The organism is Polaribacter sp. (genome assembly GCF_051251875.1).
Lineage (GTDB): Bacteria > Bacteroidota > Bacteroidia > Flavobacteriales > Flavobacteriaceae > Polaribacter.
Genome location: NZ_JBPOGL010000002.1, coordinates 135,375 through 160,781 on the forward strand (window position 1 = coordinate 135,375; position 25,407 = coordinate 160,781).

Annotated in this window: 20 protein-coding genes; 13 read left to right on the plus strand and 7 right to left on the minus strand. The window is 29.6% G+C overall.

The features are described 5' to 3' along the window. Positions 1 to 166: 166 nt before the first annotated feature. Both ytxJ and ACSHW5_RS01780 read left to right on the plus strand, forming a co-directional pair. Positions 167 to 568: a bacillithiol system redox-active protein YtxJ gene (gene ytxJ / locus ACSHW5_RS01775; RefSeq protein ID WP_435674388.1), complete on the plus strand. Its 402-nt coding sequence runs from the start codon at positions 167 to 169 to the stop codon at positions 566 to 568. Between the two features lie 59 nt (positions 569 to 627). Further along, complete coding sequence (locus ACSHW5_RS01780; RefSeq protein ID WP_435674389.1) at positions 628 to 2,178, plus strand: DEAD/DEAH box helicase; 1,551 nt, start codon at positions 628 to 630, stop codon at positions 2,176 to 2,178. Positions 2,179 to 2,422: 244 nt separating this feature from the next. Here the strand turns inward: ACSHW5_RS01780 and ACSHW5_RS01785 are convergent, their stop codons facing one another. From ACSHW5_RS01785 to ACSHW5_RS01800, 4 genes are read right to left on the minus strand one after another with little or no spacing between them, the layout of a single operon-like run. Then, positions 2,423 to 2,905, minus strand: coding sequence for a hypothetical protein (locus tag ACSHW5_RS01785; protein ID WP_435674390.1), 483 nt, complete (start codon positions 2,903 to 2,905; stop codon positions 2,423 to 2,425). Continuing rightward, entirely contained in the window at positions 2,887 to 3,813 is a 927-nt protein-coding gene (locus ACSHW5_RS01790; RefSeq protein ID WP_435674391.1) for a hypothetical protein, read from the minus strand. Before ACSHW5_RS01790 ends, ACSHW5_RS01785 begins: the two co-directional genes overlap by 19 nt. Positions 3,814 to 3,818: 5 nt before the next feature. Further along, positions 3,819 to 4,913: a DNA cytosine methyltransferase gene (locus tag ACSHW5_RS01795; protein WP_435674392.1), complete on the minus strand. Its 1,095-nt coding sequence runs from the start codon at positions 4,911 to 4,913 to the stop codon at positions 3,819 to 3,821. Continuing rightward, on the minus strand, positions 4,900 to 5,940 hold the full coding sequence (locus tag ACSHW5_RS01800; protein ID WP_435674393.1) for an adenine-specific methyltransferase EcoRI family protein: 1,041 nt from the start codon (positions 5,938 to 5,940) through the stop codon (positions 4,900 to 4,902). Before ACSHW5_RS01800 ends, ACSHW5_RS01795 begins: the two co-directional genes overlap by 14 nt. A gap of 619 nt (positions 5,941 to 6,559) precedes the next feature. Between ACSHW5_RS01800 and ACSHW5_RS01805 the strand changes: the two genes are divergently transcribed. The 6 genes from ACSHW5_RS01805 (at position 6,560) to ACSHW5_RS01830 (ending at position 14,560) form a co-directional block, all read left to right on the plus strand. Next, positions 6,560 to 8,008, plus strand: coding sequence for an arginine decarboxylase (locus ACSHW5_RS01805; RefSeq protein WP_435674394.1), 1,449 nt, complete (start codon positions 6,560 to 6,562; stop codon positions 8,006 to 8,008). 17 nt (positions 8,009 to 8,025) lie between these two features. Beyond that, the gene (speB, locus tag ACSHW5_RS01810) at positions 8,026 to 8,970 is read left to right on the plus strand and encodes an agmatinase (RefSeq protein WP_435674395.1); all 945 of its coding nucleotides are present in this window, start codon (positions 8,026 to 8,028) and stop codon (positions 8,968 to 8,970) included. Between the two features lie 9 nt (positions 8,971 to 8,979). Next, on the plus strand, positions 8,980 to 10,512 hold the full coding sequence (locus ACSHW5_RS01815) for a bifunctional GNAT family N-acetyltransferase/carbon-nitrogen hydrolase family protein (RefSeq protein ID WP_435674396.1): 1,533 nt from the start codon (positions 8,980 to 8,982) through the stop codon (positions 10,510 to 10,512). Positions 10,513 to 10,705: 193 nt separating this feature from the next. Then, on the plus strand, positions 10,706 to 11,674 hold the full coding sequence (locus tag ACSHW5_RS01820) for a deoxyhypusine synthase family protein (RefSeq protein ID WP_203392322.1): 969 nt from the start codon (positions 10,706 to 10,708) through the stop codon (positions 11,672 to 11,674). Between the two features lie 118 nt (positions 11,675 to 11,792). After that, positions 11,793 to 12,080: a hypothetical protein gene (locus ACSHW5_RS01825; protein ID WP_435674397.1), complete on the plus strand. Its 288-nt coding sequence runs from the start codon at positions 11,793 to 11,795 to the stop codon at positions 12,078 to 12,080. Positions 12,081 to 12,412: 332 nt separating this feature from the next. Beyond that, a complete protein-coding gene (locus ACSHW5_RS01830) occupies positions 12,413 to 14,560 on the plus strand; it encodes a S46 family peptidase (RefSeq protein WP_435674398.1) in 2,148 nt (715 codons plus the stop codon). A gap of 205 nt (positions 14,561 to 14,765) precedes the next feature. Here the strand turns inward: ACSHW5_RS01830 and ACSHW5_RS01835 are convergent, their stop codons facing one another. Beyond that, positions 14,766 to 15,578 (minus strand): FkbM family methyltransferase, encoded by an 813-nt coding sequence (locus tag ACSHW5_RS01835; RefSeq protein ID WP_435674399.1) that lies wholly within the window; start codon positions 15,576 to 15,578, stop codon positions 14,766 to 14,768. Between the two features lie 21 nt (positions 15,579 to 15,599). Further along, entirely contained in the window at positions 15,600 to 16,877 is a 1,278-nt protein-coding gene (gene fahA, locus ACSHW5_RS01840; RefSeq protein ID WP_435674400.1) for a fumarylacetoacetase, read from the minus strand. 203 nt (positions 16,878 to 17,080) lie between these two features. Between fahA and glyA the strand changes: the two genes are divergently transcribed. From glyA to ACSHW5_RS01860, 4 genes are all read left to right on the plus strand, one after another. Further along, positions 17,081 to 18,355, plus strand: coding sequence for a serine hydroxymethyltransferase (glyA, locus tag ACSHW5_RS01845; RefSeq protein ID WP_435674401.1), 1,275 nt, complete (start codon positions 17,081 to 17,083; stop codon positions 18,353 to 18,355). Between the two features lie 130 nt (positions 18,356 to 18,485). After that, positions 18,486 to 20,207: an FG-GAP-like repeat-containing protein gene (locus ACSHW5_RS01850; RefSeq protein ID WP_435674402.1), complete on the plus strand. Its 1,722-nt coding sequence runs from the start codon at positions 18,486 to 18,488 to the stop codon at positions 20,205 to 20,207. A 109-nt stretch (positions 20,208 to 20,316) separates the two neighbouring features. Continuing rightward, on the plus strand, positions 20,317 to 22,224 hold the full coding sequence (locus tag ACSHW5_RS01855) for a CBS domain-containing protein (RefSeq protein ID WP_435674403.1): 1,908 nt from the start codon (positions 20,317 to 20,319) through the stop codon (positions 22,222 to 22,224). Next, complete coding sequence (locus ACSHW5_RS01860; RefSeq protein ID WP_435674404.1) at positions 22,202 to 23,377, plus strand: aspartoacylase; 1,176 nt, start codon at positions 22,202 to 22,204, stop codon at positions 23,375 to 23,377. Before ACSHW5_RS01855 ends, ACSHW5_RS01860 begins: the two co-directional genes overlap by 23 nt. Here the strand turns inward: ACSHW5_RS01860 and ACSHW5_RS01865 are convergent. After that, positions 23,374 to 24,696: a DNA recombination protein RmuC gene (locus ACSHW5_RS01865; protein WP_435674405.1), complete on the minus strand. Its 1,323-nt coding sequence runs from the start codon at positions 24,694 to 24,696 to the stop codon at positions 23,374 to 23,376. The genes ACSHW5_RS01860 and ACSHW5_RS01865 overlap by 4 nt on opposite strands. Before the next feature lie 87 nt (positions 24,697 to 24,783). On the opposite strand from ACSHW5_RS01865, the gene ACSHW5_RS01870 reads away from it, so the two are divergent. Next, positions 24,784 to 25,323, plus strand: a complete 540-nt coding sequence (locus ACSHW5_RS01870; protein ID WP_435674406.1) for a 1-acyl-sn-glycerol-3-phosphate acyltransferase — start codon at positions 24,784 to 24,786, stop codon at positions 25,321 to 25,323. Positions 25,324 to 25,407 lie beyond the last annotated feature (84 nt).

A 25,407-nucleotide genomic window follows, 5' to 3' on the forward strand; every position in this document is an offset into this window, starting at 1 on the left:
GCTCATTTGTATTGTTTTATTTTCAATTAGTGTATAGGCAAATTCAATACCAATAAGAATTGTAACTAAATATACGTCAAATTGTCTTGTAAAGCACTGTGTTTACTGACTTTATGTCTTGTGAAAGTTTCCTATCTTTGTATCGACAAAGAACAAAAACAGCAAAATGGGTATATTTGATAGTATTTTTGGAGGAAAAAAAGATGAAACTGTAAAAGATGAAAAAAAGTCATACTTGCATTGGATTCCGTTAATTTCTTTAGAACAATTAGAAGTAATTAAAGAACAATCGAAAAATGAAACTATTTTAATTTTCAAACATTCTACACGTTGTGGAATTAGTAGTATGGTGATTAAAAAATTTGATAAATTATTTAAAGAAGAACATCAACATATAAAGGTGTATTATTTAGATTTATTAAATTATAGAAATATTTCTGATGAAGTAGGATATACGTTTCAAGTAATGCATCAATCTCCACAATTAATAGCCGTTAAAAATGGTGTTTCTGTGCAAAACTCTTCACATTATGACATCACTTTAACAGATTTAACAACAATTATATAGGATAAACTTGGAATAAACCTTATTTAAGTCTTATTTTTGTATTTCAAATTTATAATCCCTTGGTAGAAATAAGCACTTCAGAAAAAAAAGTAGGAAAAGAATTATACGGATATCAAAAAGACGCACTTCAAGAAATCTTTAGAAGGTTTGAAGACGCGCCTCAAGATTATCATCTTTTATATCAATTACCAACAGGAGGTGGTAAAACAGTTATCTTTTCTGAAATTGTAAGACGCTATTTAGAGAAGTTTAAAAAGAAAGTTTTAGTACTTACTCATAGAATTGAGTTGAGCAAGCAAACGTCTAAAATGCTGGTTGAATTTGGTGTAAAAAACAAAATAATTAACAGTACAGCAAAGTTAGATGACCAAGACAGTTTTAGTTGTTTTGTGGCCATGGTAGAAACTTTAAAGAATAGATTAAACGATGAAAAGTTAGATATTTCTGATATTGGACTAGTAATTGTTGATGAAGCGCACTACAATTCTTTTACCAAAATTTTTAAGTTTTTTGATCAATCTTTTGTTCTTGGTGTTACAGCAACGCCTTTAAGTTCTAACATAAAATTACCAATGTATGAGAACTATCAAGAATTATTTGTTGGAGAAACTATTCAGCATTTAATTGATCATGAATATTTAGCAAGTGCAAACTTGTATTCTTATAATGTTGGTTTAACTTCTTTAGAAGTTGGTGCAAACGGAGATTATACAGTAAAATCTTCTGAAGATTTATATACCAATTCAGACATGCTTTCTAAGTTGGTTGCTGCTTACGAAGAAACTGCAAAAGGCAAAAAAACCTTAATATTTAATAACGGTATTAATACGTCTATACAAGTGTATCATGCGTTTAAGAAAGCAGGATATCCTATTGCGCATTTAGACAATACCAACACCAGAAAAGAAAGAGATTTTATTTTAAAATGGTTTAAGAAAACGCCAAATGCAATAATTACATCTGTAAGTATTTTAACAACTGGTTTTGATGAACCCACTATTGAAGCTATTATTTTAAATAGAGCAACAAAATCTTTGACCTTATATTACCAAATGATTGGTCGTGGATCTAGAATTTTAAACGACAAAAATACGTTTGATGTTATAGATTTAGGAAACAACTTTCATAGATTTGGTGCTTGGGGAGCAGATTTAGACTGGCAAAAAATGTTTAAATCGCCAGATTATTATTTAGATACCATTCTTTCTGATGAAGATATAGAAAGTACTTTTAGATATGAATTGCCTTCTGATGTTAAAAAAGATTTTGCCAATTCTAAAGATTTGTATTTTGATATGAAATACGTGTATATAGATACAATACGTTCTGGTGAATCTTCTAAAAAAGTTTTAGAAAAATCGATAGTACATCATGCAAAAATGTGTATTGAAAATAGTGAAGATGTTTTTGATGCCTTAATTTTGGCAAAGAAACTAGGTGAGGAGATAGATGATAGAATAAACCGTTATGCAAAATGTATTTCTAAAAGTACACACAATTTTGTAACCTGGTTAAAAGATGATTATAGAAAGAAACTAAATGCTTATTTAAGAGCTAATTTTGATGAAGATTTTGAAGAAATTCATGGTCATCCACCAATTGAAGAATAGTACTTTAAATACAATATTAGTATTAAAAAAAGAGCTTAGATTGATGTATAAGCTCTTTTTTTATTTGTTTTCGGTAAGGGTATTGCGTATGAAAATTAGCGAATTTTATGTACTAATTTTCAGTTTAATATTGATCTTTATTTTATTATTATGCTTTTGTTTAAGGACTTATTCCGATATTTCTTATTACGTTGTTTTGCCAATAGCTTTTTTTTTGTACAGATTGTCATTCAGCGTTGGATTTTTACTGAATACTATTCATAAAATCAATATCTTGTTTTATTGCGTCCCACTTAAGAACTTCAATTTTTCGGCCTGGTCTAAACTCTAAAATATCTTTTCTATTAAAAGAAGTTAGTAGTTTTGCTAGAGTAGAACCCATACCAGCAGGTGCGATTAAAATTGAAAAAAGAGGTAAGGCTATACAAGAATATCCAATTAATTGTGATAAATCAATAAGTTTAAGTTGACCTATTTTGACTTCAACAAATACGAGTTCTACCTTATTTTCATATTCAATAAAACCAGTAATGTCTTGGCGTATTTTATAAGTTGTAAAATTAGGAAAAAAACGTTGATATTTTAATTTTATAATAAAATTTGACAAATCACTATCGTGAGTATCCAAAACAGTGATTTTTTTAGCTTTTCTACCAAAATCTCCTTTAAGTCTATTCTCAAGCCAAACTATTAAGTCTGGATATATTTCTATTTCGTTACTATACATAAGTTCTGCTTATAACAGTTTAAACACTTACAAATTTCCTTGTAAGCATCGAAGTGTTTACCTCCTATTTCTAAAGGTAAATCAGAATGGTTTTCATGGGGATGTGATGGCTTTGTTCTATTCCTTTTTGTTGTTCCATCGCACAACTCAATTGGAGTACTAAAATTATTTCGATTACTTTCAGCTAATTCTAATAATGCTTCTTCTTTATGCGAAATGTAAAATCCGATTTCTTGAAAATCGTCAGCAAAAATTTTCATTTGATGTTCTTTAGCCCAAGACTTATTCCCTTTTTTATTATTAGGATCTCTTAGATTTGGATGACCGTAATTTATATTTTGTACTGGAATTTCTAAAGACTGAATTAAACGACAAAGTTGTGGCGGTAAGTGCCAATTCTTATGAGTAACCTCTATATAAACTCTATACCTTTTAGGTTGGTCTTTTGAAAAACCAAAATAATTTGAAGCTCTTACATATGCTGTTACATCGCTTACACCTCTTAGAAATTCTTTCTTATTGATTTCTGTTGATTCAAATATTGGTTCTGGTACTTGAAAATCGTGATAACTAAAACGTGTTCCGTTGATTAAAAATTTTATGAATAACCAAGCAATATCTTCTCTGTCCCATTTTAAAACTAAAGAAATCTTTTTGTCTGCGACATCTTTACCAACGTTAATCCCCATATTTTGAAGCCGAACAACTACTTTATCTAAACTTGTCTGAATATGTAATTTTTGGTCAAAAGTTTTGTTTATTGCAGTTGACTTTAAGGTTTTGTATTCAAAATCAATGATAATTCTTTTAACATCCTGATTATATTGGATTTCTCCTCTACCTGTAATCAATCCTAACAAGTACGAAATATCAGGAGTCAAAAAATTAGAAATTTTATTTTTTTCCATTTAGCCTATTTTTTATTTTGGTTGTCAAATATTATTTCTTTATATATTTTGTCAGCAATTGCTTTTGCCATAAGTGGTGGAACTGCATTGCCGATTTGGGCTCTAACGGCTACTTTGGGCCCATAAAAAATATAATTATCATCAAATGATTGTAATCTAGCAGCTTCCCTTGGAGTAATAGACCTATTTAAAAAAGGATGATTATTTTTTCCATTTGATGCTGCATCAAATCTTGTATCAATTGTTGGTGATGGTTTATGCCACTCTAATCTACCATAAGTAGATTTAAATTGTTGTTTACCTAATAATTCTTTTGGTAAATATTCTTTACCTTTTTCAGGAGGTATCATTTTAAGTTTATTTATAGCTACCAAAGCGTGATTAGATGCTTTATGATTGTATAGTTTATCACTATTTTCTCTCATCATTTTTTGATATTTAGAGTTAGGTTCATTTTTATATTCTTGTTCGAAACTCCCCTCATTTGAATCTAAATAAGCTAAATCAAAAATTGCATCTTTAACATTGACTGAACATTTGACAGTTGGAAGAGGAAGAGAAATTTTTTTTATTTTACTGCATATAAATATTGCTCTTTCTCTTGTCTGAGGAACACCAAAGTCAGTTGCTTTAAGAATACCAACATCTAAGTGATAACCTAGTTTTTTTATTTCAGATTTTATTTGATCTTTAAACCAACCTTTTGAGGTAGAAAGTATGCTTTTAACATTTTCAATTATAAAAACATCAGGCTGAATTACTTTAACGAAATTCAAATATTCAATAAATAAAAAATTACGATGATCCTCGAGTCCTAGTTTTTTTCCTTTCAATGAATACCCTTGACAAGGTGGACCACCAACAATCATATTGACGCCTTTTTTTATTGACAAATCAATAACTTTCTTTTTTACAGAATCATCTTTTATATCACCTACTATAACCTGTACCTCAGGCATGTTTTTTTTTAAAGTTATTGCTAATCTCTCATTTATATCTAAAGCGACCATAGTCTTAAAGTGTGGGTTTTTGTGAATGCCATAAGACATACCACCAGCTCCACAGAATAAATCCAATATTTTAAAATCAATTTTTTTCAACAATTTTTTTGTTTTTTATTAGAATTCTTTTGAAGGTTTCTTTTCCTTTAACTATTGGTTTAAATAAATCAAACTCATTGTCTGAGCCATGATTTGCTTCTCCAATTATTTCAAATTGATCTTCATTATGGTATTTAAGAAAAGTTATAGGAACCCCCATTATTCCAGTGTAATTCATTGGTATTTCAGCTACTTTTGAAACATTAATTGCATCGTAGTTGTCATACTTAGGGTGTTTTTTTGGACAATAAAAAGATGTAAGTATTAAATCTTTATGTTTTCTTTCGTTATCTAGGTTAGTTAGCCACATTGCGTTTCCTAAACTTCTCCATTTTTGTCCATTATCATCAATCCAAAAACGTGTTTTTCTGGGAGGAGTGTCATTGGGAACTTTAAAGGACATATCACCGAATCGATACCCAATCCATGCTTTTCCTTTTTTTATCAAAGGAAACACATTTTTATAAGTTATAGCATTTTGATTTCCAATTAATAAATATTTTTTGTTGTATTTCACTAGTAGCGAGAACAATATTGTGAATTTTGAAAAAGGTGGATTAGTGACTACAATATCTGATTCTTTTAAATATTTAATACATTCTTCACTTCGAAAATCACCGTCACCATTTAATTTTTTTACATTTCCCTTTTCATTTAAATAACTTAAGACTTCTTCATCTCTTATTGGTTCCTCAAAATCAGCAGAAATGTTTTTAACAATTAAAACATAAGCAGACTTATTGTTTGCTTTAATATTATTATTGTCAAATATGTTAAGGTTCTCAACTAAACGAGAGCCTTTATATGAAGTACAAATCAATTTTTTTAATTTCAAAATATTGAAATATTTCAAAAAATATTTTGCAAAAGCAGATTCATAAGGGTCATCACAGTTACAGAAAACTACTTTTCCTTCAAAATGTTTAGCATAATGACTTACTTCTTCTTTTACTGTTTTATAGTCAGTATACCATTCATCAGTATTATGTGAGTGCTTTGCTTTATTTAAAATTGAATTACCCAACATAACTTTTACTATGTTTCACATTATTTATAATTTTCACAAATATACACCCTATTTTTAGTATTTGACCTAACTTAAGACGATTATGAGGTCGTTTTAATGAGTTAAAATCGGCGTTAGCTAATTTCGTTTTTTTTAATTAAAAAGTCAATAGTAAAAACAACTATTTTTAGATGTTTTTTTAAGACAAAAGATGTTTTTTTCACTTTTAATTAGTTGATTTCATCAAAATTAGTGAGCTTAAACGTTTTTAACACCTGTTTTTAAAGGGAAAAATGAACTTAAAAAATATTTATATTTTTTTTTGACTTTTGTTATTTGTATTAAAAAAAAAATTACTTTTGATTAACTTATTTAAGTAAAATGTTTAGTTTTTCTTATTTCGGATATAGCTCTCAATCGGAGAATGATAGTTACATAGCATTTTGGAAATGCAACGAAAAAATTAAGGTATCTCCATTTTCAATTCTTCAAGAATTGCAGCTTTTCTCAAAGTTGCATGTTGTTTACTTGCAAATATTACAGTGATAATTTCCTTTTTTATTAAGGTTACAATTTCTATTCTAAAACAGTTGTTTTTAGTTCAGACAGATTTATCATGCAATTAATTTAAAAAACAAAAGTGAACACAAAATACATAGATTTAATTGAGCAAACGTTCGATTTCCCACAAGAAGAATTCAAGACAGAAAATAATAAATTATTTTGGCATGGAATTAATTTAATGGAATTAACCGCCAAATATGGTGCACCATTAAAATTTACATACCTGCCAAAAATTTCAGAAAACATCAATAAGGCAAAAGGTTGGTTTCAAAATAGCATAGAAAAACATGACTATAAAGGAAAATACTTTTACTGTTATTGTACTAAAAGCTCACATTTTAAACACGTTTTAAATGAAGCTTTAAAAAATGATATTCATATAGAAACATCTTCTGCATTTGACATAGATATTATCAACAAACTTAAAAAAGAAGGTAAAATAAAAGACACAACCTATGTAATTTGTAATGGTTTTAAAAGAGAACAATACATAAAAAATATTGGTAATTTAATTAATTCAGGTCATCAAAACTGTATTCCTATCATTGATAATTATGAAGAGTTAAATCTTTTATTAGATGAAACTGAAAAGAAACTAAATGTTGGTATTAGAATAGCTTCAGAAGAAGAACCAAAATTTGAGTTTTATACATCTAGATTGGGTATTGGTTACAAAAACATCGTTTCTTTTTACGAACGTGAAATTGCTACAAACAAACAAGTAGATTTAAAAATGCTCCATTTTTTTATCAATACAGGTATAAAAGATAATGCCTATTATTGGAACGAATTAATGAAATGTTTAAATGTATACATCAACCTTAAAAAGGTGTGTCCTACTTTAGATAGTTTAAATATTGGAGGTGGTTTTCCTATTAAAAATTCTTTGGTTTTTGACTTTGATTATGAATATATGATTGATGAAATTATCAATCAAATTAATGAAACTTGTAAAGAAGCAGGAGTAGAAGTACCAAATATTTTTACAGAATTTGGAAGCTTTACCGTAGGCGAATCTGGCGCAGCAATTTATGAAGTTTTATATCAGAAAAAACAAAATGATAGAGAACGTTGGAATATGATAAACTCATCTTTTATAACAACATTACCAGATTCTTGGGCCATTAATAAACGGTTTATAATGTTGCCAATTAACAAATGGAACAAACCTTATGAGCGTGTTCTATTAGGCGGTTTAACTTGTGATAGCGATGATTATTACAACTCTGAACAACACATTAACGCTATTTATTTACCGGTTTATGAAAAAGAAAATCCGTTATATATTGGTTTTTTTAACACAGGTGCATATCAAGAATCAATTGGCGGTTTTGGTGGGTTACAGCATTGCTTAATACCACATCCAAAACATTTAATACTTGATAGAGATGAAGAAGGAAACATTACCACAAGAATATTTAAAGAACAACAAAAAAGCAGCGAATTACTATCTATATTAGGCTATGGAGAAGAAGTTCAAAAAGAAAACGAATCAAAAAAAATAGCGAAACAAGAAGTGCAATAACACTCATTAAAAACAACATGAATACAAATAAAACTTATGCAGGAATTTCACAAGAGTTTGGAAACCTGTCAACATCAAAAATAGTAGTTATTCCCGTTCCTTATGATGGAACAAGTACTTGGCAAAAAGGTGCAGACAAAGGCCCTCAAGCATTTTTAGAAGCTTCAGAAAATATGGAATTATATGACATAGAAACAGATTCTGAAGTATATAAAGAAGGTGTTTATTTGGCAGACGCAATTACAGAAAATTCGTCACCAGAAGCAATGGTAGATGAAGTTCATCAAATAACAAAAAAGTACATCAACAGAAATAAATTTGTAACAGTTTTTGGTGGAGAACATTCTGTTTCTATTGGAACCATTAGAGCTTTTAATGAGTGCTTTAGTAGTTTAACAGTATTGCATATAGATGCGCATGCAGATTTAAGAAAAGAATACGAAGGTTCTAAATGCAACCATGCGTGTGCTGTGTATGAAGCAAATCAAAATACAAATTTAATACAAGTAGGTATTAGAAGTATGGATATTTCTGAAAAAAGAGTAATGAATCCAGACAAAGTATTTTTTGCACATGATATGGCTGTCAATGAAGATTGGATAGATGATGTTGTAGATCAATTAACTGAAAATGTTTTTATTACCTTTGATTTAGATGCCTTAGATCCATCAATAATGCCTTCTACAGGAACACCAGAACCTGGAGGTTTGTTGTATTATGAAACATTAGCGTTTTTAAAAGAAGTTTTTGAGCAAAAAAATGTTGTCGGTTTTGATATGGTAGAATTATGCCCAAATGCAACTGAAAAGTCATCAGATTTTTTAGCAGCAAAATTATTTTACAAAATGTTAAGTTACAAGTTTGCTTCAAATGATACTACGTATGACAATGGAGATGATGACAATAAATCAAATCCGTTTAATAAGTTATCAAAGTTTAAAGATGATAATGATGATTATTAATCTGATATAATGATTAAAAATATTGAAAATATAGAGCTTCACTATTTAACTTTAACTGATTATAAACAGTTTAAAGAAGCAATGATTCAGGCATATTCTAGTATGCCAGGATCTTATTGGAGTGAAGATCAAATTAAGTCTTTAATAGGTAAATTTCCAGAAGGACAAGTTGTTATAAAAATAAATGGTGATTTGGCAGGTTGTGCGCTTTCTATTAAATTAGATTATGATAGTTTTGATGATCAACATACTTATGAAGACATTACCGGTAATTATACTTTTGACACTCATGATGATCAAGGTGATGTATTATACGGAATAGATGTTTTTATAAAAAAAGAATACAGAGGTTTACGTTTAGGTAGAAGATTGTATGATTATAGAAAAGAACTAGCAGAAAAACTGAATTTAAGAGGCATTGCCTTCGGAGGTAGAATTCCGAATTATCATAAATATGCAGCAACTTTATCACCAAAAGAATATATAAACTGTGTAAAACGTAAAGAAATTCATGATCCGGTTTTAAATTTTCAAATTTCTAATGATTTTCATCCATCTAAAATTTTGAAAGGATATTTAGAAGGTGATAAAAATTCTGGTGAATTTGCTGTTTTGTTAGAATGGGATAATATTTATTATGAAAAGAAGTCTAAAAAAGCTGCAAGTAAGAAAAAAGTAGTTCGTTTAGGATTAATTCAATGGCAAATGCGTTTGTATAAAAATTTGGAAGAATTAATGCAACAGGCAGAATATTTTGTAGATGCAGTTGCTGCTTATCGTTCAGATTTTGCGTTGTTTCCAGAGTTTTTTAATGCACCTTTAATGGCAGACAATAATCACTTGCCAGAATCGCAAGCTATTAGAGAATTGGCAAAATACACACCAAAGATTGTTGAAAAATTTTCTGAATTAGCAATTACCTACAACATTAATATTATTACTGGTAGTATGCCAGAAATTAAAGATGACTTGTTGTACAACGCGGGTTATATCTGTAAAAGAGACGGTTCTACAGAACGATATGAAAAATTACATGTAACACCAGATGAAGCAAAAGTTTGGGGAATGCAAGGCGGAAATGAGTTAAAAACCTTTGATACTGATTGCGGTAAAATTGGCGTATTAATTTGTTACGATTCAGAATTTCCAGAATTAAGTAGACTTTTAGCAGAAGAAGGCATGGATATTTTATTTGTTCCTTTTTTAACTGATACTCAAAACGGATATTCTAGAGTTAGGTATTGTGCGCAAGCAAGAGCCATAGAAAATGAATGTTATGTGGCCATTGCTGGTAGTGTTGGTAATTTACCAAAAGTAAATAATATGGATATACAATATGCACAATCTATGGTATTTACTCCTTGCGACTTTTCTTTTCCCGCAAACGGAATAAAAGCAGAGGCAACCACCAACACAGAAATGATTTTAATTGCCGATGTAGATTTGGATTTATTAAAAGATTTGAATAAGTTTGGTAGCGTACGTAATTTAAAAGATAGAAGAAAAGACATATTTGAAGTTAGAAAACTTCCAAAAAAATAAAAAAGTATTACGATAAGTTGGTGTTAAATAACTAATTATAATGATTAACATCTCGATACAAAATTTCTGAAAAAGAAATTTCACTCGATGTGACAGTCATAATTTTAATACGAATAACTATGATGTCAGTTCGAGTGATTTTTCTATTTTGAAAAATCGTATCGAGAACATTAAAAAAAAATAAAAAAATAAAATGAGCAAACCAATTACAAATTTTATAGAAAAATACTTTTTACACTTTAATGCAGCAGCTTTGGTAGATGCAGCAAAAGGGTATGAAGCACAATTAAATAAAGGATCTAAAATGTTAGTTTCCTTAGCCGGAGCAATGAGCACGGCAGAATTAGGAAAGATTTTTGCTGAAATGATTCGCAAAGATAAAGTACAAATTATCTCTTGTACAGGTGCAAATTTAGAAGAAGATGTTATGAATTTAGTAGCACATTCTCACTACAAACGTGTACCAAATTACAGAGATTTAACGCCACAAGATGAGTGGGATTTATTAGAAAAAGGCCTAAACCGAGTTACAGATACTTGCATACCAGAAGAAGAAGCTTTTAGAAGAATTCAAGAACATATTGTAAAAATTTGGAAAGAAGCAGAAGCAAACGGAGAACGTTTTTTACCACATGAATACATGTACAAATTGTTGTTGTCTGGTGTTTTAGAACAATACTATGAAATAGACATTAAAGATTCTTGGATGTATGCGGCAGCAGAAAAAAACTTGCCTATTATTTGTCCGGGTTGGGAAGATTCTACCATGGGAAATATTTTTGCTTCTTATGTTTTAAAAGGAGAATTAAAAGCAAGCACCGTAAAATCTGGAATTGAATACATGACTTTTCTTGCAGATTGGTATACAAATAATTCAGAAAACGGAATTGGATTCTTTCAAATAGGAGGAGGAATTGCTGGAGATTTCCCTATTTGTGTAGTGCCAATGTTGTACCAAGATATGGAAAAACCAGAAACACCTTTCTGGAGTTATTTCTGTCAGATTTCAGATTCAACTACAAGTTATGGTTCGTATTCTGGTGCAGTACCTAACGAAAAAATTACTTGGGGTAAATTAGATATTGATACACCAAAGTTTATTATAGAAAGTGATGCAACCATTGTTGCTCCATTAATTTTTGCATATTTATTAGAAATGTAGCATCGTAGATGCTTTTAATATAAAAGTTGAATATTAATTTTAAAGTATAGTGTTATTCCGTAACGAGTCTTTATTGACGCTTGAGGAATCTCATATTAATTGAATAAATTATTATAAAATGAAACGAGTAATTGTAGAATACGCCAAATTAACCACCGATATATTAGATATGTTGGTAGAAAAATATCCTGACGGTTATGATTATGAGGATATTATCTCCTTTAAAAATGCAAAAGGAGAAACCATAAAAGCTGTAGAAGTTAAAACTGAAGATACAGTTTATCTAGTAAAAATTAGTTCTAAACTAGAGCAAACTATGGAAGATTATGCAGAAGATGAAGACTCTTTTGATGAAGATGATGATTTAAACGTAGAAGATCTTGATGATGATGATGATGAGAAATAACTCATTTTAGAACGCTTATAAAAAAATAGCTTGGAATTTTTCCAAGCTATTTTTTTTGTATTAAAGTATTTCTAAGAAGCCTTTTTGGTTGTGGAATGTTTTATAAAACATATAAATTCAATCTGTTTTTTTTCGATATTTAGTAAAGAAAATTAAAAAAGGTGGTTTTAAAATACCTTTTTTTTTATTAGATAGAAGTCCGTTTACAAGGCGTTTTTTATGGAAGTATTTAAGAAATAGCGCTTTAAAAACTACATGTTTTTAACATAATTTCTATTTAAAAGAAACTTAAATTTTAGTATTTTTATAGCTATTATTCAAAACAAAATAACATGAAGAAAATATTCCTTACAATTCTAGTAATAATGATTTCATTTCCGTCAGCAATGGCAAATGAAGGCATGTGGTTTCTAATGCATATAGACCGTTTAAACCATAGAGATATGCAAAAAATGGGCTTACAATTAACTTCTGAAGAAATTTACAGCATTAATAATAAAAGTTTAAAAGATGCTATTGTACAATTTAATGGAGGTTGTACAGCAAGTATTATATCAGAAAACGGATTGGTGTTAACAAATCATCATTGTGGTTACAGTGCTATTGCAGAATTATCAACAGCAGAACAAAATCATTTAAAAAATGGATATTGGGCAAGTTCTTTAGAAGAAGAAATGAAACCAGAAAGTTTATACGTTCGTTTTTTTGTTAGAATGGACGATGTTTCTAAACGTATTTTATCACTTGTAAATGATCAAATGAGTGAAAAAGAACGTGAAGCAACCATAAACAAAGAAATTGCTAAAATAGAACAAGAAAATAATGAAGGAGGAAAATACACAGTTTCTGTACGTCCTTTTTATCAAGGAAATGAGTATTATTACTTTGTTTATGAAGATTATAAAGATGTTAGATTAGTGGGAACACCTCCAGAAAATGTTGGTAAATATGGTGGAGATACAGACAATTGGGAATGGCCAAGACATACTGGAGATTTTTCTTTATTCAGAATTTATGCAGATGAAAACGGAGAGCCAGCAGAATATTCAAAAGCAAATGTGCCTTTAAAAGCAAAATACCATTTACCTGTTAATATTGCTGGGGTAGAAGAAAATGATTTTGCCATGATTTTAGGATATCCTGGTAGAACAAACCGTTGGATGCCAGCACAAGGTGTAGAACAAAATGTAAAATATGCATATCCTGCTTGGGTTGAAGGCTCTAAATTAAGTATGGATGTGATGAAAAAATACATGAATGAAAGTGATGAAGTAAATTTAATGTATGCGTCTTCCTATGCTGGTATTGCTAACTATTGGAAAAATAGAGGCGGAATGATTACAGCGCTAACCGAACATAAAACAGTAGAAAAGAAAAGCAAAACGGAAGCCAAGTTTGAAAAGTGGGCAAAAAAGAAAAAAAATAAAGATACCTACGGAAATGTTATAGAAAACATTAATAATTATTATCAATTAACAAACGAAAAAACGAAACAAACCAATTATCTATTAGGAATGTTACGTTCTAGTAAATTTGCTATTTTACCGTACAGACTTGGCGCTGCATTAAAACAATATACAGGTGCTAATGAGGCAGAACGTAAAAATATGTTGCCAAGATTACAAGCGGTAGTAGAAAGTTCTTATAAAGATTTTCACTTACCATTAGAAGAGGAAGTTTTAGCCAAACAATTGGGTTTATTGGCATCAAAATCTAATTATCCTTTACCAGAACTGGTAGCTAAAATAGGAAAAGAAAGCAACAATGATTTTTCTGCATATACAAAAGCTATTTTTAAACTGAGTATGTTTACTTCAAAAGAAGGAGTAGAAGCTTATTTACAATATCCAGATGAGGCTATCTTAAACAGCGATCCTTTACTTCAATTATCTTCACAATTATTAGATAAATATAGAGAGAGTCCGGAAAGTTTAGTACAACCAGAAAACGATTTTCAAGCGTCTTTTAGGTTGTTAGTTCAAGGTTTGCGTGAGTCTGGTTTAAGTAAAATAGAATATCCTGATGCAAATTCTACCTTAAGATTATCTTACGGAAAAGTGAGAGCGTTACCTGCAGATAAAAGAAACGATGCTAATGAAAATAACTACACTACTTTTCAAGGTATGATTAAAAAGTACAAGCCAAATGATAGTGAGTTTGATCTAGATCAAAGCATGTTAGATATCTACGAAAAGAAAGATTATGGGCGTTATGCAAATAAACGTGGTCAATTACCAGTAAATTTTTTAACAGATAATGATATTACTGGTGGTAACTCTGGTTCTCCTGTAATTAATGGAAAAGGTGAGTTAATTGGTTTGGCTTTTGATGGTAATATTGAAGCAATGGCCGGAGATGTAATCTTTGATTCAAAATTACAACGTACCATAAATGTTGATATTAGATATGTACTTTGGTTGATAGACAAATATTCTAAAGCAAAACATATTGTAGATGAATTGACTATTATTACCAAATAAAAATTAAATAAATTACTTTATTTACAATTCACAAAAAAAGCGGTCTGAAATTCAGATCGCTTTTTTTTACGTTACTTATTTAAATAGAAAAATATATTTATTAATTGTTGATAGCGTTTGTTTCTACTAAAAATATTTTTATCAAGAATAAATTTATAAAGTACTGAAGAAGTTTTTTAATAGAAAGAAAACATCAATCTAAAGATTATTTTGATAAATTCTTAATTTTATAAAGTAAACCTCCATAAAAAGTAGAAAGATTAGACTTTATTTGGGTTTTCATTTTAATTCTTGATAAGTATAATTTTGTTTTAGAATCCATTTTTCTAAGGTAAGATTTTCGCACCCATAATTGATCTCCAGCAATATGATTTACTTTATTTAATTGACATACAAAACCACGATTACTTAGAAAATTTTCAATATCTTTTTTCAAAGCTTGGTCTTTATATAAAGAAATTTTTTCTACCTCTAGCCAAATACTTTTTATGTTTTTCAACATATTTTTTCCACCTTGTAAAACCATTAATTCCGCTCCTTGAACATCCATGTGAATAAAATCGATGGAAGTTACCTTTTTAGTTTCGCAAAAATTATCTAAAGTGGTTGTTTTTATAGTAATTGTTTCTTTAAATTTTAACCAAGGATGAATTTCCTTTGTTTTATCAGGTTTATATAAAGAAGAACTTTTATTACCAAAATCAGATGAATTATCATCAGGTTTTTCTTTATTTGGAGGATGACCAGAAGAGAGATAAAAAGTAGCTTCACCAATTTCAAAAGAGAGTCCTAACTGAAAAGGGTATAGCGTTTTTAAATTGTGTTTCTCTTTATTTTTTAGTACTTTTTCAAAGTTTTTAGGAACTGGTTCAAAAGTAAAAATTTCGGCATTAGAGAAAATGGATAAATAGCGCACGCTACTTAATCCTTCGCAAGCGCCAATATCAAAGAATGTTAGTTTTTCATTTGTATTAAAAAGCTTGGTAACCACTTTTTCATGTAAAGATAATTTTGTCATAAACTAAATCGTTAATAAGGATCATTTAGCAGGTAATATAGTACCAATACATTCACCAAAACCTATTCTTATTTTATCATTTTTACAATGAGCACGCATAATTACGGTATCGTTATCATTGATAAATTTACGTTCTGTACCATCTTTTAATGTAATAGGATTTTTACCTTTCCAAGTTAATTCTAACATAGAACCATAACTATCTTTTGTTGGTCCAGAAATGGTACCAGACCCCATTAAATCTCCAGCTTCTACAGGACAACCGTTTACAGTATGATGTGCCAATTGTTGAGACATGGTCCAATACATGTACTTAAAGTTAGAGTTGGCAACTATGGTTTCTACGCCGTTTTCTGGTTTAATTCCTACTTGTAAATGAATATCATAACTTCCTTTTCTTTTTTGCTTTAAATAGGGTAGCGGCTCATAAACTTGTTTCGGATTCTCTACTCTAAAAGGTTCTAAAGCATCTAATGTTACTATCCAAGGAGAAATGGTAGAGGCAAAGTTTTTTCCTAAAAACGGACCTAAAGGCACGTATTCCCAAGCTTGAATGTCTCTAGCAGACCAATCGTTAAATTGTACCAATCCAAAAATATATTCTTCAGTTTCTTCTATAGGTATTCTTTCGCCTAAAACATTTGCATCTGTAGTAATAAACGCCATTTCTAGTTCAAAATCTAATAATTTAGTTGGCCCAAATCCTGGTGTGTTACTTCCCTCAGCAGGTTTCATTTGTCCGTAAGGTCTTCTAATTTTTGTTCCAGAAGGCACAATAGAAGAACTTCTACCATGATAACCTATAGGTACATGTAACCAATTTGGCAGCAATGCATTTTCTGGATCTCTAAATAACGAACCTACATTTGTAGCGTGCTCTTTACTTGCGTAGAAATCTGTATAATCTCCTACAGCAACAGGCAATAACATTTCTACTTCATCCATTCTAAAGATAATTTTATCTTTATGATTGGCATTGTCACGCAATTTTCCGTTGGTAACATCAAAAACTTCTGCAATTCTATTTCTAACCAAACGCCAAGTTTTTCTACCATCGGCAATAAAATCGTTTAAATTATCTTGTAGAAAAATATCATCTGTTAACGGTATGCCTTCAAAATAACCTAATTGATGAAATGCACCTAAGTCAATGGCAAAATCTCCAATTCTACTACCTATGGTAATAATATCATCTCTGGTGATAAAAACACCAAACGGAATATTCTGAATTGGGAAGTCTGAATCTTTATGTACTTTAAGCCAAGATTTTCTTTTTGGATTATTTGCTGATATGATCATTATACGATGGATTTATTTTTCCTCAAACCTAAACATTTTTTTTTCGTTTAAAAAATAAATTCACAACATAAAATGTATTTTTAACAGTACTTTACTCTTAAAAATAAAATAATCTACTAAAAAACATAAAATATCATTAAAAATTTATTTTTTACGAATCTGTTTTTTGCTATTTTTGCAATTCTTTAAAAACAACTAAAATAATGCAACTAGACAATCAAATTTTCGACTTAATAGAGGAGGAAAAAGAAAGACAATTAAATGGTTTAGAGTTAATTGCTTCAGAAAACTTTGTAAGTGATCAAGTAATGAGAGCTCAAGGTTCTATTTTAACAAATAAATATGCTGAAGGATATCCTGGTAAAAGATATTATGGAGGTTGTGAAGTAGTAGATGTTATTGAGCAAATTGCCATAGACAGAGCTAAAGAATTGTTTGGCGCAGAATATGTAAATGTTCAGCCACATTCTGGTTCTCAAGCAAATACAGCAGTTTATGCAGCTTGTTTAAAACCAGGCGATACCGTTTTAGGTTTCGATTTATCACATGGTGGGCATTTAACTCATGGTTCTCCTGTTAACTTTTCTGGAAAATTATACAACCCTGTTTTTTATGGAGTTGTTAAAGAAACAGGAATTATAGATTACAATCATTTAGCTGCACAAGCAAAAGAGCACAAACCAAAATTAATTATTGCTGGTGCTTCTGCGTATTCAAGAGATATCGATTTTAAGAAATTTAGAGAAGTTGCAGATAGCGTAGGTGCTATTTTAATGGCAGATATTTCTCATCCTGCTGGTTTAATTGCCAAAGGAATTTTAAATGATCCAATTCCTCATTGTCATATTGTTACAACTACAACTCACAAAACATTGCGTGGGCCAAGAGGTGGTATGATTATGATTGGTAAAGATTTCGACAATCCTTTTGGTGAAACTTTAAAAAGTGGAAAACCTAAAAAGATGTCTACTTTAATTAATTCTTCTGTTTTTCCTGGAAATCAAGGTGGACCTTTAGAGCATGTTATTGCTGCTAAAGCGGTTGCTTTTGGTGAAGCTTTAACAGATGAGTTTTTAGAATATCAATTACAAGTAAAAGCAAATGCTGCAGAAATGGCAAAAGAATTTGTTGCAAAAGGATATGATATTATCTCTGGCGGAACAGACAACCACTGTATGTTAATAGATTTACGTAATAAAGATATTTCTGGTAAAGATGCAGAAATTGCACTTGGTAAAGCAGATATTACTGTTAACAAAAACATGGTTCCTTTTGATGATAAAAGTCCGTTTGTAACTTCAGGAATCCGTATTGGAACTGCTGCAATTACTACTCGTGGTTTAGAAGAACAAGATATGAAAGCTGTTGTTAACTTTATTGATGAAGCAATACAAAATGCGGATAATGAAGAAGCGTTACACGCCATTGGCGAACGTGTTTCTCATATGATGAGTGCAAGAAGATTATTTGTAATGTAACCAACTAATGGTTTTAAGTTTCTTACTCTAAATGAGTAGAATATATATAATAATAAAGCATCAAGTTCATTCTTGATGCTTTTTTCTTTTAATTTTTGTTTGTAAATTTGAATCTAATTAGTTTTAGATTATGATAAAAAAAATAACCTTTTTAATTGTATTGGTCTCTAATTTATGTTGGTCTCAACTACAATTTACAGAGATAGCAACAGGTTCTAATTTAGACTTTTCTTTTGGAGCAGGTGTTTATGGTGGTGGCGTTTCTTTTGCTGATTATAATAATGATGGTTGGGATGATTTAAGCATTGCAACAGAATCTGGTAAAGCAGTACGTTTTTTTAAAAATAATGCTGGCACATTTGTAGAAGATTCTAGTTTTATTGTGAATACGGGTAATGTAGAAACCAAACAAATTATTTGGGTAGATTTTGATAATGATGGCGATAAAGATTTGTTTTTAACAAGTAGAGAAGGAATTATAAAGTTATTTAGAAATAATGGAAATTTATCTTTTCAAGATATTTCTGTACAAGCAGGATTAACTTCTTTTGCATCTGCAACTTGGGGAGCTTCTTTTGGCGATTTTAATAATGATGGTTTTTTAGATATTTTTCTTGCTTTTTTAAAAACAGGAGACACGCAACCTAATGCGTTGTTAAAAAATAACGGAAACGGTACTTTTACCAATGTTAGTGCAAGTGCTGGAATTAATCAAATAAATGATCCCACCTTTTGTTCGGCCTTTTTTGATTATAATAATGATGGTTGGCAAGATATTTTTGTAACCAATCATAAATACGATCAAAGTTATTTGTATAAAAATAATGGCGATGAAACTTTTACAGATGTAAGCATACCAACAGGTGCAAATATTTCTGCAGACGGAATGTCATCTACCATAGGAGATTACAACAATGATGGCTGGTTTGATATTTATGTTACCAATTCGCCCATTGGAAATGTTCATTTAAAAAATAACGGAAATGATACTTTTTCTAGAGTAGAAGATCAAATGAATACCAAATTTTCTAACGTTTCTTGGGGAGCTGTTTTTTTAGATGCAGATAATGATTCTTTTTTAGATTTATATGTAAGCGGACAAGAAGATGGCACAGATAACAAATTACCTTCTGCTTTCTATAAAAACAACAACAATCAAAACTTTTCAATTCCTGCTAATATTGGGTTTGAAAACGATAAAAGAAGAAGCTTTTCGAATGCAATTGGTGATGTTAATAATGATGGATTTCCAGAAATTTTTGTTGTAAATGAGCTTCATAGTAATTTTCTTTGGAAAAATGAAACCATAAACACGAACAACTGGTTAAAAGTAAAATTGGTAGGTGTTGCTAGTAATAAAGACGGAATTGGGAATAGAATAGAGGTTTTTGCAAATGGAAAATCTCAATTTAGATACACGCTTTGCGGAGAAGGGTATTTAGGTCAAAACTCTAGTTATGAGTTTTTTGGTTTGGCAAATGCTGCTTCTATAGATTATATAAAAGTAACCTGGAATACAACAGGTATTGTAGAAACCATAAACAATGTAGGCATAAACAATGCTATAACTATTGAAGAAGGAAATGGTGTTTTAAACACCAAATCATTTGAAAATACTACAATTAATGTATTTCCAAATCCGAGTGTAAATGGTGTTTTTACACTTTCTCTTCCAGAAAATAATAACTTTAAAACAATAGTTGTTTTTGATGCTTCTGGTAGAAAAATTCTTTCGAAATCTACAACGGAAATCACCTCAGAAATAAATTTATCTAGCTTTTCTATGGGTGTTTATTTTGTTAAAATACAGTCTATTACGCAATCTCAAACTTTAAAAATTATCAAAAAATAATATTTTTGTTTGATTAATTTCTCTTCTTGTGTGCCTAATTTCTTAGTGATATTTATCATTTTTATTGTGTAGTTAATTTCCGAACTTCGTAATGATAAATACCATTATTATGGGATCGCAATCTGTTACAGCAATTAAAACACAAAAAGATCGTAAAGATTTTGTGCGTCATTTACTCAATGATATAGAGGCTTTTGAGTATATGATTGAAAACAACTTGTTTGAAACCGGAATTAAACGGGTAGGAGCAGAACAAGAATTATGTATTGTAGATAAAGATTTTAGACCTTCTGCAAATGCTCTAGAAATTCTAGATAAAATTAATGATCCGCATTATACCACAGAGTTAGCTTTATTCAATTTAGAAATTAATTTAGATCCGTTAGAATTAAAAAACACCTGTTTTTCTGACATGGAAAAAGAATTAACGGCGTTTTTAGAAAAAGGGTACAAAGCGGCAGAAGAAACAAATAACAATAAATTTATCCTTACAGGCATTCTTCCAACTTTAAGAATAAAAGACTTAGATTTTAAAAATGTTACTCCTTTAAAACGGTATAAAACAATCAATAAAATTATCAAGAAAATTAGGGGAGATGATTTTAAAATTCATATTCAAGGTGTAGATGAACTTATATTAAAACATAAATCTATTTTATTTGAAGCTTGTAACACCAGTTTTCAAGTGCACTTACAAATTAGTCCAGAAGAGGCAATAGATAAATATAATTGGTCACAAGCAATTTCCGGACCTTTATTATCAATAATGACAAATTCTCCTCTCTTATTAGGAAAAGAATTGTGGAGCGAAACAAGAATAGCTCTTTTTCAACAAAGTATAGATTTACGCAACGTTACTCATTTTTCTAGAGAACAAAAACCCAGAGTTTCCTTTGGCAACAGTTGGGTTAAAGATTCCATTTTAGAATTGTTTACAGATGATATTTCTAGATATCCGCCAATAGTTTCTTCAAATTTTGAAGAAAACTCTTTAAAAGCGGTTAAAAAAGGAATTATGCCAAAATTAAAGGCATTAAATCTGCATAATGGAACTTTGTACAAATGGAATAGGTTGTGTTATGGTGTGCATGAAAATAGTGCACATATTCGTATAGAAAACAGGTACATTCCCTCAGGACCAAGTGTTAAAGATGAAATTGCCAATGCACTTTTATGGGTTGGTGTTATGCAAGGAATGCCAAAACAGTATGAGAAAATTTGGAGAAAAATGCCTTTTTATGATGCTCGAGGAAATTTTATAAATGCAGCAAGATCTGGTATAAACACCTATTTTAATTGGTTTGGAAAAGGCATTTCTGCAAAAAAGTTACTAGAGAACATTTTACTACCAATGGCAAAAGAAGGCTTGTTAAAATCTGAAATTGATGAAGCAGAAATTGATTATTATTTAGGCATTATTCAAAAAAGAATTGATACAAGTACAACAGGTAGCAAATGGCTTATTAGAAACAAACGAATATTAAGAAATGATGTTTCTAACTATGAAGCCAATGTTATTTTAACAGAACATATTTATAAAAATCAAATTTCTAATAAAACCGTATCCGACTGGGATTCTATAGATTTTTATGATTCTAAAAGTGATAATAAATACGACAAAGTTTACAAAATAATGTCTACCAGTCTTTTTGTTGTACATGAAAATGATTTGGTGGCTTTGGCTCAAAAAATAATGAGTTGGAAACAAATTAATCATATTCCAGTGGTAAATAAACACAATAAAATAGTTGGAATTATTGAAAAAAATGATTTTAAAGAACTTGATTTTTCATCAAAAAAAGTAAAGAATATGGTGGCCAAAAGTATCATGAACACCAATTTTGATAGCGCGCATCCAGAAGCATCTTATAAAAAAGCAAAGGAGCTAATTTTAAACACAAAAAACACCTGTGTAGTAGTTATATCTGAAGATAAATTAGTTGGTCTTTTCACTAAAAGTGATTTAGAGAAAATCGAAAAAATAAAAACAAATCATGGAAAATCTGATAGAAATTGAATCCTTTCATAAAAAAAATATTGTTCAAAGAGTTATTGGTCATGTAAAAGGTGCTAAAAAATCTCCAACAATTATTGCTTTTGGCGGTATTCATGGTAATGAACCTGCCGGAATTAATGCCTTGCAACAAGTTTTTAAAAGGATAAAAGATGAAAATATTAGTCTGATTGGTAATTTCTATGGAATTTCTGGAAATATCAATGCTATTTCTGAAAATATTCGTTTTAAAAATGTTGATTTAAACAGAATTTGGACCAAAGAAGAAATTCTAAAATTGCCTTTAAATAAAGAACTTTACGAAGAATCTAAAGAGCAATATGAAATTTATATCATTATAAAGGATATTTTAAAGAAAGAAAAAGGACCCTTTTATTTTTTAGATTTACATACTACCTCTTCAGTAACTGAACCTTTTATCACCATTAGCGATTCTTTAAATAATAGAAATTTTTCTTCTCATTTTACCATTCCTACTATTTTAGGAATCGAAGAATATTTAGACGGACCTTTATTAACTTATATTAATGAATTTGGCCATATTTCTGTAGGTTTTGAAGCCGGACAACATGAAAGTGCTGTGTCTGTAGATAATTGTATTGCCTTTTTATGGTTGGCATTGGTAGCTTCTAAATGTGTAAAAAAGGAGGAAATAAAAAATTACGATTTCTATAAAAATTCATTAACCTTATTTAGTGAAGATCAAGATTTTTATAAGATTGATTTCAAATATTCCATCAAACCATTTGAAGTTTTTAAAATGGTAAAAGGTTATAAAAATTTTAGAGAAATTGTAAAACATGAATTGTTAGCCCATAGTAATGGTAATGAAATTCAGTCTCATATTAAAGGTAAAATTTTTATGCCTTTATATCAAAAAAAAGGAGATGATGGTTTTTTTATTATTTCAAGAATTTCTAAATTTTGGTTAAAAACATCTAGAATAGCAAGAAAACTTCGTTTTCATAATTTTCTAAAACTTTTACCAGGAGTTTCTTCGGATAAAAATAACTCCTATACATTAATTGTAAACCCAAAAACGGCACAGTTTTTAGCCACGGATATCTTTCATTTATTTGGATATAGAAAAAAGATACTAAAAAATGATAAATTATACTTTATAAAAAGAGATCGGAAAATTAGTGAGTTTATCTAATCTTCTAAACTTGCTCTTTTAATAATATTTTCAGGAATAGATTTTTTGGCTTTAGCTCCCATTTTCTTTAGCTTTTCTACGCTATTTATTAAGTTTCCTCTACCGTCAAAAAGTTTGTTCATGGCATTAGAATATTCTTTTTTACTATCATCTATACGTTTACCAATTCCAACTAAATCACCTAAAAGGTTTTGAAATTTATCATACAAAGCACCAGCTTGTCTTGCAATTTCAATGGCATTTCTTTGTTGTTTTTCATTATTCCACATAGAATCTATTGTTCTTAAGGTTGCCAAAAGGGTAGAAGGCGTAACAATAACAATATTTTTTTCAAAAGCCTTGTTGTATAAATGGTTATCGGTATTTATGGCAACGGCAAAAGCGGGTTCTATGGGTATAAAAAGTAAGACAAAATCTGGCGATTCAATTTTATACAAATCTTCATATTTTTTTTCACTTAATTGGGCTACATGTCTGCTTAAAGAGGCAACGTGGTCTTTTAAAAATTGAGCTTTTAAAACTTCATCATCTTCATTTACAAATTGCTCATAAGCGGTTAAGGAAACTTTAGAATCTACAATCATTTTCTTGTTATCTGGTAAATGAATTACCACATCTGGCAATACTCGTTTGCCTTCATCATTGTTAAAGCTTTGCTGCACAAAGTATTCTCTATCTTTCTCTAAACCAGACTTTTCTAAAACTCTTTCTAATACTAATTCGCCCCAGTTTCCTTGCATTTTATTATCGCCTTTTAATGCTTTTGTTAGGTTGATAGTTTCCTTACTCATTTGCAAATTCATCTCTTTTAAACCTATAATTTGCTGACGTAAAGCGGCGTGATAATCGATACTTTCTTTGTGTGTTTTATCCACTTTATCTTCAAAAACTTTTATTTTTTCTTGCAGCGGATTTAAAATTAATTTTAGGTTTTCTTTGTTTTGTTGGGTGAATTTATTCGATTTTTCTTCCAAAATTTTATTGGCAAGGATTTCAAAATCGTTGGTAAATTTCTTCTGTAATTCTGCTACTTCAATTTTATGTTCATCCAACTTTAGTTGTAAAGTATTAATTTCAGCGTCTTGCCGTGTATTTATAGTAAGTAAACGTTCTTTTTCTTGCTGATTGTTTTTAACCTCCATTTGCAACTCTATATAATTATTGTCTACAATTTCTTTAGATTGCGCAATTAAAGAAGCACGTTCTTCTAAAGTAGCTTTTTCTTTGCCTGAAGATAATTTGGTGAGTAATGTTCCTATAAAAAAGCCAATTAAAGCAAAAAGTAGTGCAATTATTAAGTAAATAATCAATTCGTTCATTTTGTTAATTTAAGTTCTTAAATTTATTACATTATATTGCAAAACAAAACCTTTAAAGAAGGATTTTGTTAACATATAAATATTTAGATGAAAACAATTGCCAGATTTATATTTTTTACACTTTTAGGATGGAAAATAGAAAATATTTTTCCTTCAACACCTAAAAAATATGTTGTTATTGCTGCGCCACATACAAGTTGGGTAGATTTTCCTGTAGCTATTTTAACAAGAATGAGTTTAGGAACTATGATTCATTTTATAGGTAAAAATTCGTTGTTTAAATCGCCTTTTGGTTTTATGTTTAGAGCACTAGGAGGAACACCTGTAGATAGAACTAAAAGTAATAATTTGGTAGATGCCGTTATTGATGTTTTTAATGCTAAGGAAGAGTTTAGACTGGCTTTATCTCCAGAAGGAACAAGAAAAAAAGTAGAAAAATGGAAAACCGGCTTTTATTATATTGCCAAAGGAGCCAATGTGCCAATTGTTATGGCAACTTTAGATTTTGAAAATAAGAAAGTTAAAATTTCTGAACCTTATTACACAACGGATAATAAAGAGAAAGATTTTGAGTTTTTTCGCAGCTTTTTTAAAGATGTCAAAGGAAAACATCCAGAATTGTCTTAACAAGGGGTTTAGAAACCCCTTGGAAAAATGGTTTGTTGCGTTTTTTAAGCTAGAACTAACCATAAATTATATATGGAATTATCC

Coding starts and splice junctions, on each gene's coding strand:
- glyA (WP_435674401.1), top strand. CDS start 17,081: ATGCAACTAGACAATCAAATTTTCGACTTAATAGAGGAGGAAAAAGAA.
- ACSHW5_RS01820 (WP_203392322.1), top strand. CDS start 10,706: ATGAGCAAACCAATTACAAATTTTATAGAAAAATACTTTTTACACTTT.
- speB (WP_435674395.1), top strand. CDS start 8,026: ATGAATACAAATAAAACTTATGCAGGAATTTCACAAGAGTTTGGAAAC.
- ytxJ (WP_435674388.1), top strand. CDS start 167: ATGGGTATATTTGATAGTATTTTTGGAGGAAAAAAAGATGAAACTGTA.
- ACSHW5_RS01850 (WP_435674402.1), top strand. CDS start 18,486: ATGATAAAAAAAATAACCTTTTTAATTGTATTGGTCTCTAATTTATGT.
- ACSHW5_RS01800 (WP_435674393.1), bottom strand. CDS start 5,940: ATGTTGGGTAATTCAATTTTAAATAAAGCAAAGCACTCACATAATACT.
- ACSHW5_RS01830 (WP_435674398.1), top strand. CDS start 12,413: ATGAAGAAAATATTCCTTACAATTCTAGTAATAATGATTTCATTTCCG.
- ACSHW5_RS01785 (WP_435674390.1), bottom strand. CDS start 2,905: ATGTATAGTAACGAAATAGAAATATATCCAGACTTAATAGTTTGGCTT.
- ACSHW5_RS01825 (WP_435674397.1), top strand. CDS start 11,793: ATGAAACGAGTAATTGTAGAATACGCCAAATTAACCACCGATATATTA.
- ACSHW5_RS01790 (WP_435674391.1), bottom strand. CDS start 3,813: ATGGAAAAAAATAAAATTTCTAATTTTTTGACTCCTGATATTTCGTAC.
- ACSHW5_RS01855 (WP_435674403.1), top strand. CDS start 20,317: ATGGGATCGCAATCTGTTACAGCAATTAAAACACAAAAAGATCGTAAA.
- ACSHW5_RS01835 (WP_435674399.1), bottom strand. CDS start 15,578: ATGACAAAATTATCTTTACATGAAAAAGTGGTTACCAAGCTTTTTAAT.
- ACSHW5_RS01870 (WP_435674406.1), top strand. CDS start 24,784: ATGAAAACAATTGCCAGATTTATATTTTTTACACTTTTAGGATGGAAA.
- ACSHW5_RS01865 (WP_435674405.1), bottom strand. CDS start 24,696: ATGAACGAATTGATTATTTACTTAATAATTGCACTACTTTTTGCTTTA.
- fahA (WP_435674400.1), bottom strand. CDS start 16,877: ATGATCATATCAGCAAATAATCCAAAAAGAAAATCTTGGCTTAAAGTA.
- ACSHW5_RS01860 (WP_435674404.1), top strand. CDS start 22,202: ATGGAAAATCTGATAGAAATTGAATCCTTTCATAAAAAAAATATTGTT.
- ACSHW5_RS01815 (WP_435674396.1), top strand. CDS start 8,980: ATGATTAAAAATATTGAAAATATAGAGCTTCACTATTTAACTTTAACT.